Genomic DNA, 15,155 nt, shown 5'->3' on the forward strand with positions numbered 1-15,155 from the left:
ATGTCTCCAAATATTCGGCCTTTTCTTGCTGGAAATTGGAAAATGAATGGAACGAGTGAATCGCTTGGAGAGTTGCGTGCTATTGCTACAGGCGTTAGCTCTGATCTAGGTCATCTTTTTGAGGCGCTTATTTGTGTTCCAGCAACGCTTTTATCGCGTGCTTCTAATACGCTGAATGGTGAAAATCTCCTTTTGGGAGGACAAAATTGTCACTTTGATGATCATGGTCCTTATACTGGAGATATTTCAGCTTTTATGCTTAAAGAAGCGGGAGCAAGTCATGTTATTATTGGGCATTCAGAACGTCGTACAGTGTACCAGGAAAATGATGCGATTGTCTGTGCCAAAGTGCAAGCTGCGTGGCGAGCAGGTCTTGTGGCTCTTGTATGTATTGGTGAAACATTGGAGGAGCGTAATAATAATAAAGTACTGGATATTCTCACGCAGCAGCTTGAAGAATCTCTCCCAGATGATGCAACAGCAGAGAATACCATTATCGCTTATGAACCAGTTTGGGCGATAGGCACCGGCAATACAGCGACTCCAGAAGATATTGCAAAAGTACATCATTTCATTCGTGATAGGGTGCGCTCTCGTTTTGGTGATGAAGGCAATAAGATACGTTTGCTTTATGGTGGATCCGTAAAACCATCCAATGCATTTGAGCTTTTAAGCATTGCTCATGTTAATGGTGCTTTGATAGGTGGAGCAAGCTTAAAAGCGATTGATTTTTTAACTATTTGCGATGTTTGTCGTAAACTATAGCAGAGAAATTTGAGTTTCCCCTTGGATTGTGCGTTATTTATGTGTAAATAGCTATTAAAGAGTTATTTAAAGAGCAGGGTTTATGCAAACAGTACTTATAGTTATTCATTTTTTGATTGTGATTACTTTGGTTGGTATTATATTAATTCAACCTTCAGAAGGTGGTGGGTTAGGTGTGAGTAATAGCTCAGGGTTGATGAAAACTCGTGGATCTCGAAACCCTTTAACACGTTTGACTGCTATTTTAGCCTGTTGTTTTTTTGTTGTATCTATTGGACTTACCGTGGTGAGTAATATATCAAATTCTAGTTCTGATATTTTAAAGCGTATACCGGTTAATTCAGAGCAGAATTCTACCAATAAAGACTCAGGATCAGTCCCATCATCAGATGGTGAGTCTTCCCCTTCTATTCTTGAACAGCTAGGAGGCACTTCGAATTCTTCGCAGGAACAGAAACAGTCCACAAATCCTGAAGTAGAAAGTCCAGTTCCTCAGGTTCTTGAAAATACAGTTCCCGATAACAGTACAAAATAGTTTTTTAAGAAAACATAGACTTTTTAAAAAAGGTGATTTTTTTTTCGCCTTTTTTATTTTAGAAGGAAAATTGTTTCTTTTTGCATTTTTTGCTGGAAAAATCATTATAAATTGCTTATCACCATAAGCCCATGGCACGTTATGTTTTTATTACTGGTGGTGTGGTTTCTTCCCTTGGAAAAGGCATCGCAGCGGCGGCGTTAGCAGCGTTATTACAGGCTCGTGGCTATCGCGTACGTCTTCGCAAACTTGATCCTTATTTAAATGTTGATCCAGGTACGATGTCACCTTATCAACATGGTGAAGTATTTGTGACCGATGATGGTGCAGAAACGGATCTTGATCTTGGTCATTATGAGCGTTTTACTGGGCGTTCTGCAAATAGCCAAGATAATATTACAACAGGGCGTATTTATCGCAATATCATTGAACGAGAGCGGCGTGGTGATTATTTGGGGGCAACAGTCCAAGTTATCCCTCATGTTACAGATGAAATTAAGAGATTCATTACGATGGGAAATGAAGAATTTGATTTTGTTTTGTGTGAGATAGGTGGAACGGTTGGTGATATTGAAGCAATGCCTTTTCTAGAAGCGATTCGTCAGCTTCGCAATGAGCTACCGAGACAAAATGTCGTTTATGTCCATCTCACATTAATGCCTTATATTCCTTCAGCAGGTGAATTAAAAACGAAACCAACACAACATTCTGTCAAAGAATTGCAAGCAGTTGGTATTTCTCCTGATATTTTGCTTGTACGTGCAGATCGATCTATTCCAGAAACAGAACGGTGCAAATTATCACTTTTTTGCAATGTTCGCTCCAATGCAGTCATTCAGGCATTAGATATGCCAACAATTTATGATGTTCCTATGGCATACCATAAGGAGGGTTTGGACTCTGAAGTTCTTTGCGCTTTTGGAATCGATTCGGCACCTTCCCCCAAAATGGATCGTTGGGAAGATATTACGCATCGTATTCACCATCCTGAAGGAGAAGTTACGATTGCTGTTGTGGGAAAATATACGGGCTTAAAGGATGCTTATAAATCTCTTATTGAAGCGATTGCGCATGGTGGTTTAGCGAATAGAGTGAAGGTTAGTATTGAGTGGATTGATTCGGAGCTTTTTGAAAAAGAAGATTCTGTTTCAGCTTTACAAAAAGCCCATGGAATTTTGGTTCCAGGTGCTTTTGGGGCACGAGGGGCAGAAGGGAAGATTCGAGCAATTCAATTTGCGCGAGAGCGTAAAGTTCCATTTTTAGGGATTTGTTTTGGGATGCAATTAGCTTGTATAGAAGCTGCGCGCAATATTGCACAGATTGAGAATGCTTCATCAAGTGAGTTTTGCGAAACAGACAATCCAATTGTAGGTTTAATGACAGAATGGCTTAAAGGAGACGTTCTTGAAAAACGTACAAGAAATGGTGATCTCGGCGGTTCAATGCGCCTTGGTGCTTTTGCTGCTGAATTAAAAGAAGAGAGTCATATTGCTCAAATTTATGGGGTGACCAAGATTGTCGAGCGACATCGTCATCGTTATGAGGTCAATATTGATTATAAGGATAAGTTAGAACAGTGTGGTTTGATTTTTTCTGGGATGTCTCCTGATGGTATTTTACCAGAAACGATAGAATATGTAGATCATCCATGGTTTATTGGTGTTCAATATCATCCAGAATTAAAATCCCGTCCTTTTGATCCACATCCGCTTTTTTCTTCTTTTATTGAAGCTGCTGTAGAACAAAGTCGATTAGTTTAATGCATAAATTGGGTTACTTTGCTTTTGAGGGATAAAATGACTAAACCAAATGCCCGTGTGAAAGTTGGAAATATGATTTTTTCAAATGAAATGCCTCTTTCATTAATTGCAGGGCCGTGTCAGATGGAAAGTCGTGATCATGCTTTTGAAATGGCTGGTCGTATTAAAACAATTACCGATCAGCTTGGTATCGGGTTTGTTTATAAATCAAGTTACGATAAAGCCAACAGAACCTCTTTGGGGGCGGCACGTGGTATTGGTCTTGAAAAAGCAATGTCCATTTTTTCTGATTTAAAAAAAGAGTTTAATTGTCCCATATTAACTGATGTGCATACAGAAGAGCAATGTACAATTGTTTCTTCTACAGTTGATATTTTACAAATACCGGCTTTTTTATGTCGTCAAACAGATCTTTTGGTAGCAGCCGCCAAAACAGAATGTGTTATTAACATTAAAAAAGGTCAGTTTTTAGCGCCGTGGGATATGGAGAATGTTTTAAAAAAGGTTGTTTACAGTGGTAATCCGAATGTTATGCTTTGTGAGCGAGGCACGTCATTTGGTTACAACCGACTTATTTCTGATATGCGTTCGTTGCCTATTTTACGTTCATTTGGAGCTCCTGTTATTTTTGATGCAACGCATTCTGTTCAAGAACCTGGGGGGCAGGGGGCTTCATCTGGTGGACAGCGTCAATTTGTTGAAATTTTAGCGCGTGCAGCTGTTTCTGTTGGGGTAGCTGGTATTTTTTTAGAAACACATCAAGATCCAGATAATGCACCTTCTGATGGACCCAATATGGTTAAAGTTGATGATTTACAAAGATTGCTTGAGACTTTAATGGAATTTGATTATCTGTCAAAAAAGTTGAGTTGAGAAGAGAAAAAATATTTCATTAATAGGGCATTATAAATGAATCGAGACTTTTATTGGATAAGGAAACACATATGACTATAATTGTCGATATCATTGGGCGTGAAGTTCTTGATAGCCGTGGTAATCCAACGGTAGAAGTTGATGTTCATTTGGAGAATGGAGCTTTTGGTCGCGCTCTGGTTCCTTCGGGAGCTTCAACAGGAGCACATGAGGCTATAGAGCTTCGTGATGGTGGTTTGCGCTATCAAGGGAAAGGTGTTGAAAAAGCGGTTGCTGCAGTTAATGGCGAAATTCTTGAAGAACTTGGTGGGCGGGATGCAACAAATCAAATTGCTATTGATCAAGCAATGATTGCTTTGGATGGAACGCCAAACAAAACCCGTCTTGGTGCCAATGCACTTCTTGGTGTTTCATTAGCTGTTGCAAAAGCAGCTGCGGATTCATTAAATTTACCTTTGTATCGTTATATTGGTGGTACACAAGCGCATATTCTTCCAACCCCCATGATGAATATTATTAATGGTGGCGTTCATGCTGATAATTTGATTGATTTTCAAGAGTTTATGATTATCCCTATAGGAGCTCCTACTGTAAGAGAAGCTATCCGTTATGGCGCTGAGATTTTCCATGCATTGAAAAAGCGTTTAAAAGATGCAGGTTATAATACCAATGTTGGTGATGAAGGTGGTTTTGCACCTCAATTTAAAAGTGCTGATCAAGCAATTGATTTTATTATGGAATCTATCATGATATGTGGTTATAAACCAGGTGAACAAATTGCCATTGGTTTAGACTGTGCTTCAACCGAATTTTATAAAAATGGTTCGTATTTTTATAAAGGTGAGGGGAAATGCCGAGACATCCAAGAGCAGGTAGATTATTTAGCGCAGCTTGTGAAAAATTATCCTATTATTACAATTGAAGATGGAATGGCAGAGGATGATTGGGAAGGTTGGAAGCTACTCACTGACACAATTGGAGAAAAATGTCAGCTTGTTGGCGATGATTTGTTTGTAACGAATTCAGCACGTTTGCGTGATGGTATCAAAATGGGGGTAGGCAATTCTATTCTCATAAAAGTTAATCAAATTGGTACATTGAGTGAAACACTTGATGCTGTAGAAGTAGCACATAAAGCAGGTTATCGTGCCATTATATCTCATCGTTCAGGCGAGACAGAGGATTCTTTCATTGCAGATCTTGCTGTTGCAACGAATTGTGGACAAATTAAAACAGGTTCTCTTGCACGTTCGGATAGATTAGCAAAATACAATCAACTTATTCGTATTGAAGAAATGCTAGGAGCCCAAGCGCATTATGCTGGTGATTTATATCGTGTATAGTTGTGAGCACAAAATATGAAAGTATAAGATCATTTAGATTATGAAATTGATATTTCTTATCAAAGGCATATACGCAATAATTTTTAAGTGTTTAAATTTATAGGGATTAAGATGAGAGGTATAATTATTAGTCAAGATCAAGGAAATTATCTCGTTTCGGGTGATGATGGTAAACGTTATCAGTTTGCGACTTGGGATTGGTTGGGAAAGAATCCACCAAGGATTGGTAATGCTGTTGATTTTGTCTGTGAAGGAGGTGTTGTCAGTTCTGTTTTCCCATTGTTGAGACCAGGTACAGAGAACACAAAGATAATGTTCGCACTGCTTTGTTGGGTTGCAGGTATCTTTGGTGTTCATCGCTTTATGGTTGGGAGAGTTCGGACGGGTACTTTAATGCTCGTTTTATCTTTATCATTGTTTGGATTGATGATTACCGGTATTTGGGCGATTGTTGATTTTATACTCATTATTGCTGGAAAATTTACGGATAAAGATGGGAATCAGATTACAGATTTGTGAAAAATTTACAATAAAAAGAAAATAATAAAGTTTACTTTTTATTTCGATCAATATATTAAGTTGCAATAATGCAAGATTATTGTACTCTATTTCTTTAATGTGAGATATTAAGAGAAATATGCACAGTTGAATAAAAGTATTGAAAAAGACTGTGCTATTTTATGTGGGTAAATCAACTAAGGTTGTTTTGTATTGCTGCTTATAGCAGCAGAAAGCGTTAGATCATTGGGGGGCAAAACTATTTTAATTTCATGTTTATCACGGCTGCTACAAATTTTATTTACGCCGTGAGGTTAATCAGCATATTATAAAAAGAAATAGTTTCTTTATGAATAACACATAAGGAGCAGCTTTATAGGTGGGCAAGGATGAAGGGTAAAATTATTGGTCAAGATCAAGGAGTTTATCTCGTTTCGGGAGGTGATGATAAGCGTTATCAATTTGAGGATTGGAATTGGTTAGGAAAAAAACCGCCGAGTATAGGGGATATTGTTGATTTTGTATATGAAGATAATGTTGTTAAATCTGTTCTCCCTCTCTTAAGTCAAAAAGAATCAGAGCAATCAAGATTAGGTCTGGCAGTTATTTGTTTTTTTTTGGGATGGTTGGGTATTCACCGCTTTATGGCTGGTAAAATTGGAACGGGTATCGTAATGCTTCTCATAAATGTAACAGGTATAGGAATTCTTATCAATATACTGTGGTCATTTATTGATTTTATAGTTATTTTATCTGGATATTTTAGAGATGCAGATGGCAATAAAATTACCAAGTTATAGCAACTCGACAAAATTTTAATATAAACAAATAATTTTATTTATATTTATCAATATATTAATTTAATAATGTAAGTTATTTTATTCTATGTCTTTAATGTTAAATATTAAATAAAATTATGAATATTTAAATAAAAATATTGAAAAAGAATGTACTATTTCATATAAAAAGCAAAAGTACAAATCGAACAGCGTGCTTTGTATTGCCACTTATAAATGCGGGAATTTTAAGTTGTTGGGGGATTTTAAGCTTTTTAAAATGTCGTATATCACGGTGAGTACAGATCGTATTCATGCCGTGAGGTTTATCCAACATATTATCATATTAGAAGAAAAGCTTCTTTATGCATAACAATTTTATAGGTGGTGAAGATGAAAGGTAAAATTATTAGTCAGGATCAAGGAAATTATTTCGTTTCAGGTGGTGATGGTAAGCGTTATCAGTTCTTGAGTAGGAATTGGTCAGGAAAAAAGCCACCAAAGGTTGGTGATATGGTTGATTTTGTCTGTGAAGGGGATACCATTAAGTCTGTTTTTCCTATCTTGTCAGCAGGGCAGCCACAACAATCAAAAATGTTGTTAGCGATCGTTTGCATGTGTTTTGGTGCATTGGGGATTCATCGTTTTATGGTTGGTAAAATTATAACAGGCATTGTAATGCTTCTTATAACTATACTAAGTACAATAGGTCTACTATTTATGGGGATAGGGCTTATAGGGATTATTTTTATAATTATACCTTGGGTATTGATTGATTTTATCCTTATTTTAACAGGAAATTTGGGGAAAAAATCTACAAATTAGAGGATATCCAATATTTGTAATAGAAAAAGTGGGGCATTCAACTTACTTTGATTGTCTTAAGGGGGGAATTGAACATAATAAGATTATTTAGTGTAGATTTGGTAATGAGGTATTAATCAAAATCGTGCATAGTTGGGCTGATTATTAAGAAATTTGTGCTGTAAAGACTGTGCTATTTTATGTGGACAAAGCAGAAACGTCGATCAATCAAAGTACGCTTTGTACTACCTCTTATGACGGTGGGAGTCTTAAGCTATTTCAGTTATCACATTTATCATGGTGAGTATGGATTGTATTCACGCAGTGAAGTTAATCAGCATATTAGCGAATTAGAAAAGGAGCTTCATAAAATAGAAGCTGAGCGGATATTCATGGAAAAGCGTATTTCTCTTTTACGCAATGGGCATATAGAAAAAGATATGTTGGATGAGTATGTCCGAAAGAATTTGAACTTTTCTAAGCCAAATGAATTGACGATCTTAATACCTTGAAATGATACCAAAGGTAAATGAAAAATCGCTTAATTTAAACAACAATCAGCAATGATATTGTTTAAGCCGATTGATAAGGCTTGTAACTTTTGTTCGTAAAGGTTATTCCTAAATAATCATAAAAGGGAGTTTAATATGGCAGAACGACTTAAAAAAAATTCTGCGTCGGCGGCGCGCACTGCATTATCAAGCACCACAAAGAAAGCACCAATAGCAGATTTTACAAAAGAAGAAGAAATTGATGCTTATCGTGAAATGCTTTTAATTCGCCGTTTTGAAGAAAAAGCAGGACAACTTTATGGTATGGGGCTTATTGGGGGATTTTGTCACCTTTATATTGGTCAGGAAGCCGTTGTTATAGGAACATTGAAAGCGGCAAAAGAAGGTGATCAGGTTATTACGTCTTACCGTGATCATGGACATATGTTAGCGGTTGGGATGAGTCCGCGTGGTGTCATGGCAGAATTAACGGGGCGCCAAGGTGGCTTTTCCAAAGGGAAAGGTGGCTCGATGCATATGTTCTCTAAAGAAAAGAACTTTTATGGAGGACATGGTATTGTTGGTGCGCAGGTTCCCATTGGTTCAGGTTTGGCATTTTCGAATCAATATCTTGGTAAAGATAATGTGACATTGGTTTATTTTGGTGATGGTGCTGCAAATCAGGGGCAGGTTTACGAGAGTTTTAATATGGCTTCACTTTGGAAGCTTCCCGTTGTTTATATTATTGAAAACAATCAGTATGCTATGGGAACATCAGTTTCACGTGCATCTGCAGAAACTGATTTTTCCCGACGCGGTCTTTCTTTTGAAATTCCAGGTATTGTTGTTGACGGTATGGATGTTCGATCAGTAAAAGGAGCTGCTGATGAAGCAATTTCTTGGGCACGCTCAGGTAAAGGACCGATCATTCTTGATATGCAGACCTATCGCTATCGTGGTCATTCCATGTCTGATCCAGCAAAATATCGTTCCAAGGAAGAAGTCCAAAAAATAAAAGAGGAGCACGATCCGATTGATCAAGTAAAAAGTCGGATTCTTAAAAAAAATTGGGCGAGCGAAGACGATTTAAAATCTGTTGAGAAAGAGGTCCGTGCAATTGTTGCTGATGCGGTAGATTTTGCACAAAGTGATCAAGAGCCAGATGCTTCTGAGCTCTATACTGATATTTTAGTTTGATGCGAGGGAAGCAAGTATGTCTATTGATATTTTGATGCCGGCGCTTTCACCAACTATGGAAGAAGGTAAACTGTCTAAATGGCTCAAGAAAGAAGGTGATAAGGTTAGCTCTGGCGATGTTATTGCTGAAATTGAAACGGATAAGGCTACAATGGAAGTAGAGGCCGTTGATGAAGGTACTCTTGGTAAAATTTTTGTGCCTGAAGGTTCAGAAGGCGTAAGGGTTAACACTGTTATTGCAATTTTGTTAGAAGAAGGTGAGCGTGCTGAGGATATTTCGCAACCTACTGATACAGCACAAAAACCTAAGGAATCTGCTCTTTCTCTACCTTTGTCAGTTCCGCAGGCTGCTCCTACTTTTGATACATCTCTTAATTTTGATATTCCAGCGGGAACACAAATGGTTACAATGACAGTTCGTGAAGCGCTTAATCAGGCTTTGGCTGAAGAAATGCGGCGTGATGAAACAGTTTTTCTTATGGGGGAAGAAGTCGCGCAATATCAAGGTGCCTATAAGGTTAGTCAGGGTTTGTTGGAAGAGTTCGGGGAACGCCGAGTTATTGATACCCCAATTACAGAGCACGGCTTTGCTGGGCTGGCTGTTGGGGCTGCTTTTGGTGGGTTACGTCCTATTGTCGAGTTTATGACCTTTAATTTTGCGATGCAGGCGATGGACCAAATTATTAACTCAGCAGCCAAAACACGTTATATGTCTGGTGGACAAATGACCGCTCCTATGGTTTTCCGAGGTCCCAATGGTGCGGCTGCCCGTGTTGGTGCTCAACATTCTCAATGCTATGCTGCATGGTATAGTCATGTACCAGGTCTGAAAGTTGTCATGCCTTATAGTGCTGCAGATGCAAAAGGTTTGCTGAAAGCTGCTATTCGTGATGATAATCCTGTTATTTTCCTTGAAAATGAGATTTTGTATGGGCATCAATTTGATGTTCCTCAACTGGATGACTTTCTTTTGCCTATTGGTAAGGCGCGTATTCATAAGTCTGGACAAGATGTGACGATTGTTGCATGTGGAATTGGGATGCATTATGCTGTTCAAGCGTTACCAGAAATTGAAAAACTTGGTATTGATGTTGAATTGATTGATTTACGAACCATTCGCCCTATGGATCTTCCAACAATTCTTTCGTCAGTTAAAAAAACAGGTCGTTTGGTAACAATTGAAGAGGGATTTCCTCAGTCATCCGTGGGAACTGAAATAGCAACGCGTGTTATGCAGCAGGCTTTTGACTATCTTGATGCGCCAATTGCTACGATTTCTGGCAAAGATGTTCCGATGCCTTATGCCGCTAATCTTGAGAAGTTGGCTTTGCCTAATACTGCTGAAATTATTGAGGCAGTTCAGGCTGTGACATACAGAGCATAACGGAGGAAAGCATAATGCCCATTAAAATTACAATGCCAGCGCTTTCCCCTACGATGGAAGAGGGAAATTTAACAAAATGGAATATTAAGGAGGGAGATAAGGTTTCCTCTGGTGATGTTATTGCTGAAATTGAGACGGATAAAGCGACAATGGAAGTCGAAGCCGTTGATGAAGGTAGGGTTGCTAAAATTGTTGTTCCTGCTGGAACACAAGGCGTTAAAGTAAATGCTTTAATTGTTGTTTTAGCAGAAGAAGGTGAAGATTTAGCTGAAGCTGCAAAAGTTACAGAAGAAATCTCTTCTTCTACAAGACAAGAATCAGAGGGCATCAAACAGACAGATTCTCTGAAACAGACGGACTCAAAGGGAATAAAAATGTCTCATGAATCATCAACTGGGCAATTAATACAGCAAGATAAAAAGGAAGCTCGTCTTTTTGCCTCTCCCTTAGCGCGGCGATTAGCATCTCAGGCAGGTCTTGATTTATCCCTTATTTCTGGAAGTGGTCCGCATGGGCGCATTATTAAGCGCGATGTAGAAAAAGCTGTGAGCAGCGATATGTCTAAAGTGTCTTATTCATCATCGATAGGGGAGCTAATAGCTACAGGTGCTTCGGACAAACAGATATTGAAACTCTTCAAAGAGGATGAATATAGCTTCGCTCCCCATAATAATATGCGTAAAACAATCGCGACACGTTTGGTGGAATCAAAACAGAGAGTCCCACATTTCTATGTAACGGTAGATTGTGAACTTGATGCGCTATTAGCACTGCGTACACAACTGAATGCTGCTGCACCAATGGTTAAAAGGCAGGAAGAAACTCAGCCTACTTATAAGCTTTCTGTTAATGACATGGTGATCAAAGCTGTCGCACTTTCTTTGAAAGCGGTTCCTGATGCGAATGTCTCTTGGCTTGAAGGTGGGATGATTCATCATAAACATTGTGATGTTGGGGTTGCTGTTTCTATTCCCAATGGATTAATTACACCGATTATTCGCCATGCAGAGGAAAAGCCGTTATCACTTATTTCCAAAGAGATGAAGGATTTTGCAAAGCGTGCGCGCGAGGGCAAGTTAAAAATGGAAGAATATCAGGGTGGAACAACAGCTGTATCAAATATGGGGATGTATGGTATAAAAAGTTTTTCTGCTATTCTTAATCCACCGCATGCGACGATTTTTGCGATTGGAGCAGGGGAGCAACGCGCCGTTGTTAAAAATGGTGCATTAGTTGTTGCGACAGTTATGTCAGTTACGCTTTCTGCGGATCATCGTGCTGTCGATGGTGCTTTAGCAGCAGAGCTCGCGCGGACTTTTAAGAAGATGATTGAAAATCCATTAGCAATGTTGGTTTGAACTGTTTAACAGTTCTTCACATAAATTGTGAGAAAGCGTGTTAAGAGAATAGAAACAAATTTAAAGAGTTTAAAGAGCAATGTTATTGCTATTTCTGGTTTGGATAAAGCATTTACGTGAAGCTTAAAGCAAAGACATAAGATAATTCTCTCATGTTTTTTTACAGACTTAAGTTCAAAAAATGCATATCCATTTTATATATATCCATGGAGGAATTACTGTGGTAAATCTTTATGATGTAATTGTGATTGGATCAGGTCCAGGCGGATATGTAACCGCAATTCGTGCAGCACAATGTGGCTTTAAGACTGCGATTGTTGAACGTGAACATTTGGGAGGGATCTGTTTAAATTGGGGATGTATTCCAACAAAGGCCCTTCTACGTTCAGCGGAAATGAAACATTTTGCTGAACATGCGACAAATTATGGATTAAAAATTAATGGTTCAATTGAGGCAAACATCAAAGATGTTGTGGCACGTTCACGCGGTGTTTCAGCACGTTTAAATGCTGGTGTTGGTTTTTTAATGAAAAAAAACAAAATTGATATTATCTGGGGTGAAGCAAAGCTTACTAAAGAAGCAAAGGGAAGCCTTCCTGCGGAAATTATGGTTTTTTCATCCTCCAAACCGATTATGCAACCGCAAAATCCAGTCCCTAAAGGGACGTTAGGGGAGGGAACTTATCAAGCAAAGCATATCATTATTGCAACGGGCGCACATCCTCGTGTCCTTCCTGGTATTGAGCCAGATGGAAAACTCATTTGGACTTATTTTGAAGCTATGATACCGCCAGCAATGCCAAAATCGCTTTTGGTTATAGGGTCTGGGGCTATTGGCATTGAATTTGCTTCTTTTTATCATGATATGGGGGCGACAGTAACTGTTGTTGAAATGATGCCCCATATCATGCCTGCTGAAGATATTGAAATTTCAACGTTTGCTCGTAAACAGTTAGAGAAAAGAGGTTTACGCATTCTTCGTCAAGCAAAAGTAACAAAGGTTGAAAAGTCTTCCGATTCTGTGACTGTACATATTGATGTTCAAGGTAAAATAGAGACAATAACTGTTGACCGGTTAATTTCCGCTGTAGGGGTGCAAGGTAATATTGAGAATCTTGGTTTAGAATCTTTGAGAATAAAAACCGATCGCGGCTGCATTGTAACTGATGAATGGAGTTGGACGGGGGTGGAAGGTATTTATGCTATTGGTGATGTAGCAGGCCCACCTATGTTGGCCCATAAAGCAGAAGAAGAAGGTGTGATATGTATTGAGCATCTTGCAGGTTTGAAAAGCGCTCATCCACTTGATAAAAGAAAAATTCCAGGGTGTACATATTGTACACCACAGGTTGCCTCTGTAGGGCTTTCAGAAGCGGCAGCAAAAGAAGCAGGTTATGATATACGTATTGGTCGTTATTCTTTTGCTGCGAATGGTAAGGCGATTGCTTTGGGTGAAGATCAGGGGTTAGTAAAAACGATTTTTGATAAAAAAACAGGACAGCTTCTCGGGGCCCATATGGTAGGGGCTGAGGTAACAGAATTGATACAGGGTTTTGTTATTGCTATGAATCTTGAAACAACAGAAGAAGAATTAATGCATACTGTCTTTCCACATCCGACTTTATCGGAAATGATGAAAGAAAGTGTATTAGATGCTTATGGTCAAGTTTTAAACGCTTGATGACTGGATTGTATGAAAAATTTTATATTTTTGATTGTTACTTCGTATTTATAAGGCAAAGGCTTAAATGGTTACGGTTGTTGATAGAGTTGCAAATAGACGATTGCGTCATCCTGAAAAGGCACATCGTCCTGATACAAGCGTTCAAAAAAAGCCAGATTGGATTCGTGTAAAAGCGCCAACATCACCAATTTATAAGGAAACACATAGTATTGTACGTACGCATAAGTTAGTGACTGTATGTGAAGAAGCTGGTTGTCCTAATATTGGCGAATGTTGGAGCCAGAGGCATGCTAGCTTTATGATTTTAGGTGAAATATGTACGCGTGCTTGTGCTTTTTGTAACGTTGCAACAGGTATTCCACTTGCCGTTGATGATAATGAGCCAGAACGTGTCGCTGATGCTGTTGCACGGATGGAATTAAAACATGTTGTCATTACATCTGTTGATCGTGATGATCTTGCTGATGGTGGTGCTGAGCATTTTGCAAAAGTTATTTATGCGATTCGTCAAAAAACTCCTAAAACAACAATTGAAGTTCTTACACCTGATTTTCGTCATAAGGATGGCGCTTTAGAAGTTGTTGTTGCTGCTAAGCCTGATGTTTTTAATCATAACTTAGAAACAGTTCCTTCTAAATATTTGAAGGTCCGTCCAGGGGCACGTTATTTTCATTCAATTCGTTTATTACAACGTGTTAAAGAACTTGATCCAACAATTTTTACAAAATCGGGAATTATGGTTGGCCTTGGGGAGGAGCGAAATGAAGTTTTGCAATTGATGGATGATTTGCGCGCTGCTGATGTTGACTTTATGACAATTGGACAATATTTGCAGCCTACACGAAAACATCATCCAGTTGTTCGTTTTGTGCCTCCTGAAGAATTTGAGTCTTTTGCCAAGATTGGTAAAGTAAAAGGATTTTTACATATGGCCTCCAATCCTCTAACGCGTTCATCTCATCATGCTGGAGATGATTTTGCCATTTTGCAAAAAGCGCGTGATGAAAAATTTTCCTTACAGAGATAATTATGCCGATTTTTACAATACATCGGCAGATCACCCATAGTGCCAGTGAAATGTTTGATCTGGTTTCAGATATTGAGCGTTATCCTGAATTTTTACCAATGTGTGAGTCTTTAATAATACGTTCTCGAAAAGAATATGGAAAAAAAATATTGCTTCTTGCGGATATGACCGTTGGCTATAAGATTATTCGTGAAACTTTTACGACTCAAGTATTTCTTCAGCCGGAAAAAAGTCTTATAGAAGTTAAATATATTGATGGTCCATTCAAATATCTTGAAAATCGTTGGGCCTTTCATGATATTGAAAATACCAATGCATGTAATGTAGAGTTTTTTATTGATTATGAATTTAAAAGTAAAACGCTTGGATTAGTGATGGGCTCAATGTTTGATATTGCGTTTCGTAAATTTACCGAGGCTTTTGAGAAGCGTGCGCATCAGATTTATGGCTCTACGGTAACATAGTCTATTCTGTTATTTTTTAACAATACCTATTGCTTAAACAGCGTGAAGGTGAAAACCGGTTTCCATCTTTACTATTTGTTTTTAATTCAGCTTTCAAAAGCATATTGAGGGAATATCATTTTAAATGATGAAGATGATGCACAGTTTCATGCTTTTGTTTCTCTCTTTTTTAATGGATGCACACTCGTTAAACAAA

At 38.4% G+C, this 15,155-nt stretch carries 15 protein-coding genes; all 15 read left to right on the forward strand.

Translation table 11 applies throughout. The features are described from left to right. Nucleotides 1-765, forward strand: a complete 765-nt coding sequence (gene tpiA / locus ACFINK_RS01270; protein ID WP_375620758.1) for a triose-phosphate isomerase — start codon at nt 1-3, stop codon at nt 763-765. A gap of 82 nt (nt 766-847) precedes the next feature. Next, nucleotides 848-1,300 (forward strand): preprotein translocase subunit SecG, encoded by a 453-nt coding sequence (gene secG / locus ACFINK_RS01275; protein WP_375638112.1) that lies wholly within the window; start codon nt 848-850, stop codon nt 1,298-1,300. A 131-nt stretch (nt 1,301-1,431) separates the two neighbouring features. Continuing rightward, nucleotides 1,432-3,060, forward strand: coding sequence for a CTP synthase (pyrG, locus tag ACFINK_RS01280; protein ID WP_375638113.1), 1,629 nt, complete (start codon nt 1,432-1,434; stop codon nt 3,058-3,060). Between the two features lie 36 nt (nt 3,061-3,096). Then, nucleotides 3,097-3,933 carry a 3-deoxy-8-phosphooctulonate synthase gene (gene kdsA / locus ACFINK_RS01285; protein WP_273791141.1) on the forward strand — a complete coding sequence of 279 codons (837 nt, stop codon included), beginning with the start codon at nt 3,097-3,099 and terminating at the stop codon, nt 3,931-3,933. A 71-nt stretch (nt 3,934-4,004) separates the two neighbouring features. Next, the gene (eno, locus tag ACFINK_RS01290) at nt 4,005-5,276 is read left to right on the forward strand and encodes a phosphopyruvate hydratase (RefSeq protein ID WP_375638114.1); all 1,272 of its coding nucleotides are present in this window, start codon (nt 4,005-4,007) and stop codon (nt 5,274-5,276) included. A 111-nt stretch (nt 5,277-5,387) separates the two neighbouring features. Further along, the gene (locus ACFINK_RS01295) at nt 5,388-5,795 is read left to right on the forward strand and encodes a TM2 domain-containing protein (protein ID WP_375638115.1); all 408 of its coding nucleotides are present in this window, start codon (nt 5,388-5,390) and stop codon (nt 5,793-5,795) included. Nucleotides 5,796-6,163: 368 nt separating this feature from the next. After that, a complete protein-coding gene (locus ACFINK_RS01300) occupies nt 6,164-6,574 on the forward strand; it encodes a TM2 domain-containing protein (protein ID WP_375620764.1) in 411 nt (136 codons plus the stop codon). 369 nt (nt 6,575-6,943) lie between these two features. After that, nucleotides 6,944-7,375: a TM2 domain-containing protein gene (locus tag ACFINK_RS01305; protein ID WP_375622161.1), complete on the forward strand. Its 432-nt coding sequence runs from the start codon at nt 6,944-6,946 to the stop codon at nt 7,373-7,375. 179 nt (nt 7,376-7,554) lie between these two features. After that, on the forward strand, nt 7,555-7,866 hold the full coding sequence (locus ACFINK_RS01310) for an FtsB family cell division protein (protein WP_012754998.1): 312 nt from the start codon (nt 7,555-7,557) through the stop codon (nt 7,864-7,866). 135 nt (nt 7,867-8,001) lie between these two features. Continuing rightward, nucleotides 8,002-9,042, forward strand: a complete 1,041-nt coding sequence (gene pdhA / locus ACFINK_RS01315) for a pyruvate dehydrogenase (acetyl-transferring) E1 component subunit alpha (protein WP_375611269.1) — start codon at nt 8,002-8,004, stop codon at nt 9,040-9,042. A 16-nt stretch (nt 9,043-9,058) separates the two neighbouring features. Beyond that, entirely contained in the window at nt 9,059-10,426 is a 1,368-nt protein-coding gene (locus ACFINK_RS01320; RefSeq protein ID WP_375638116.1) for a pyruvate dehydrogenase complex E1 component subunit beta, read from the forward strand. Between the two features lie 14 nt (nt 10,427-10,440). Further along, complete coding sequence (locus ACFINK_RS01325; RefSeq protein WP_375638117.1) at nt 10,441-11,784, forward strand: pyruvate dehydrogenase complex dihydrolipoamide acetyltransferase; 1,344 nt, start codon at nt 10,441-10,443, stop codon at nt 11,782-11,784. A 220-nt stretch (nt 11,785-12,004) separates the two neighbouring features. Then, a complete protein-coding gene (gene lpdA, locus ACFINK_RS01330; RefSeq protein WP_375638118.1) occupies nt 12,005-13,465 on the forward strand; it encodes a dihydrolipoyl dehydrogenase in 1,461 nt (486 codons plus the stop codon). Nucleotides 13,466-13,532: 67 nt separating this feature from the next. Then, nucleotides 13,533-14,495 carry a lipoyl synthase gene (gene lipA, locus ACFINK_RS01335; protein WP_375612897.1) on the forward strand — a complete coding sequence of 321 codons (963 nt, stop codon included), beginning with the start codon at nt 13,533-13,535 and terminating at the stop codon, nt 14,493-14,495. Nucleotides 14,496-14,497: 2 nt separating this feature from the next. Continuing rightward, nucleotides 14,498-14,959: a type II toxin-antitoxin system RatA family toxin gene (locus ACFINK_RS01340; protein WP_273791149.1), complete on the forward strand. Its 462-nt coding sequence runs from the start codon at nt 14,498-14,500 to the stop codon at nt 14,957-14,959. Nucleotides 14,960-15,155 lie beyond the last annotated feature (196 nt).

This window comes from Bartonella sp. AA16NXGY (assembly GCF_042197325.1).
Lineage (GTDB): Bacteria > Pseudomonadota > Alphaproteobacteria > Rhizobiales > Rhizobiaceae > Bartonella.

Bases quoted from the DNA above. Each gene is read 5' to 3' on its own strand.
- tpiA (WP_375620758.1), top strand. From the start codon at position 1: ATGTCTCCAAATATTCGGCCTTTTCTTGCTGGAAATTGGAAAATGAAT.
- secG (WP_375638112.1), top strand. From the start codon at position 848: ATGCAAACAGTACTTATAGTTATTCATTTTTTGATTGTGATTACTTTG.
- pyrG (WP_375638113.1), top strand. From the start codon at position 1,432: ATGGCACGTTATGTTTTTATTACTGGTGGTGTGGTTTCTTCCCTTGGA.
- kdsA (WP_273791141.1), top strand. From the start codon at position 3,097: ATGACTAAACCAAATGCCCGTGTGAAAGTTGGAAATATGATTTTTTCA.
- eno (WP_375638114.1), top strand. From the start codon at position 4,005: ATGACTATAATTGTCGATATCATTGGGCGTGAAGTTCTTGATAGCCGT.
- ACFINK_RS01295 (WP_375638115.1), top strand. From the start codon at position 5,388: ATGAGAGGTATAATTATTAGTCAAGATCAAGGAAATTATCTCGTTTCG.
- ACFINK_RS01300 (WP_375620764.1), top strand. From the start codon at position 6,164: ATGAAGGGTAAAATTATTGGTCAAGATCAAGGAGTTTATCTCGTTTCG.
- ACFINK_RS01305 (WP_375622161.1), top strand. From the start codon at position 6,944: ATGAAAGGTAAAATTATTAGTCAGGATCAAGGAAATTATTTCGTTTCA.
- ACFINK_RS01310 (WP_012754998.1), top strand. From the start codon at position 7,555: ATGTGGACAAAGCAGAAACGTCGATCAATCAAAGTACGCTTTGTACTA.
- pdhA (WP_375611269.1), top strand. From the start codon at position 8,002: ATGGCAGAACGACTTAAAAAAAATTCTGCGTCGGCGGCGCGCACTGCA.
- ACFINK_RS01320 (WP_375638116.1), top strand. From the start codon at position 9,059: ATGTCTATTGATATTTTGATGCCGGCGCTTTCACCAACTATGGAAGAA.
- ACFINK_RS01325 (WP_375638117.1), top strand. From the start codon at position 10,441: ATGCCCATTAAAATTACAATGCCAGCGCTTTCCCCTACGATGGAAGAG.
- lipA (WP_375612897.1), top strand. From the start codon at position 13,533: ATGGTTACGGTTGTTGATAGAGTTGCAAATAGACGATTGCGTCATCCT.
- ACFINK_RS01340 (WP_273791149.1), top strand. From the start codon at position 14,498: ATGCCGATTTTTACAATACATCGGCAGATCACCCATAGTGCCAGTGAA.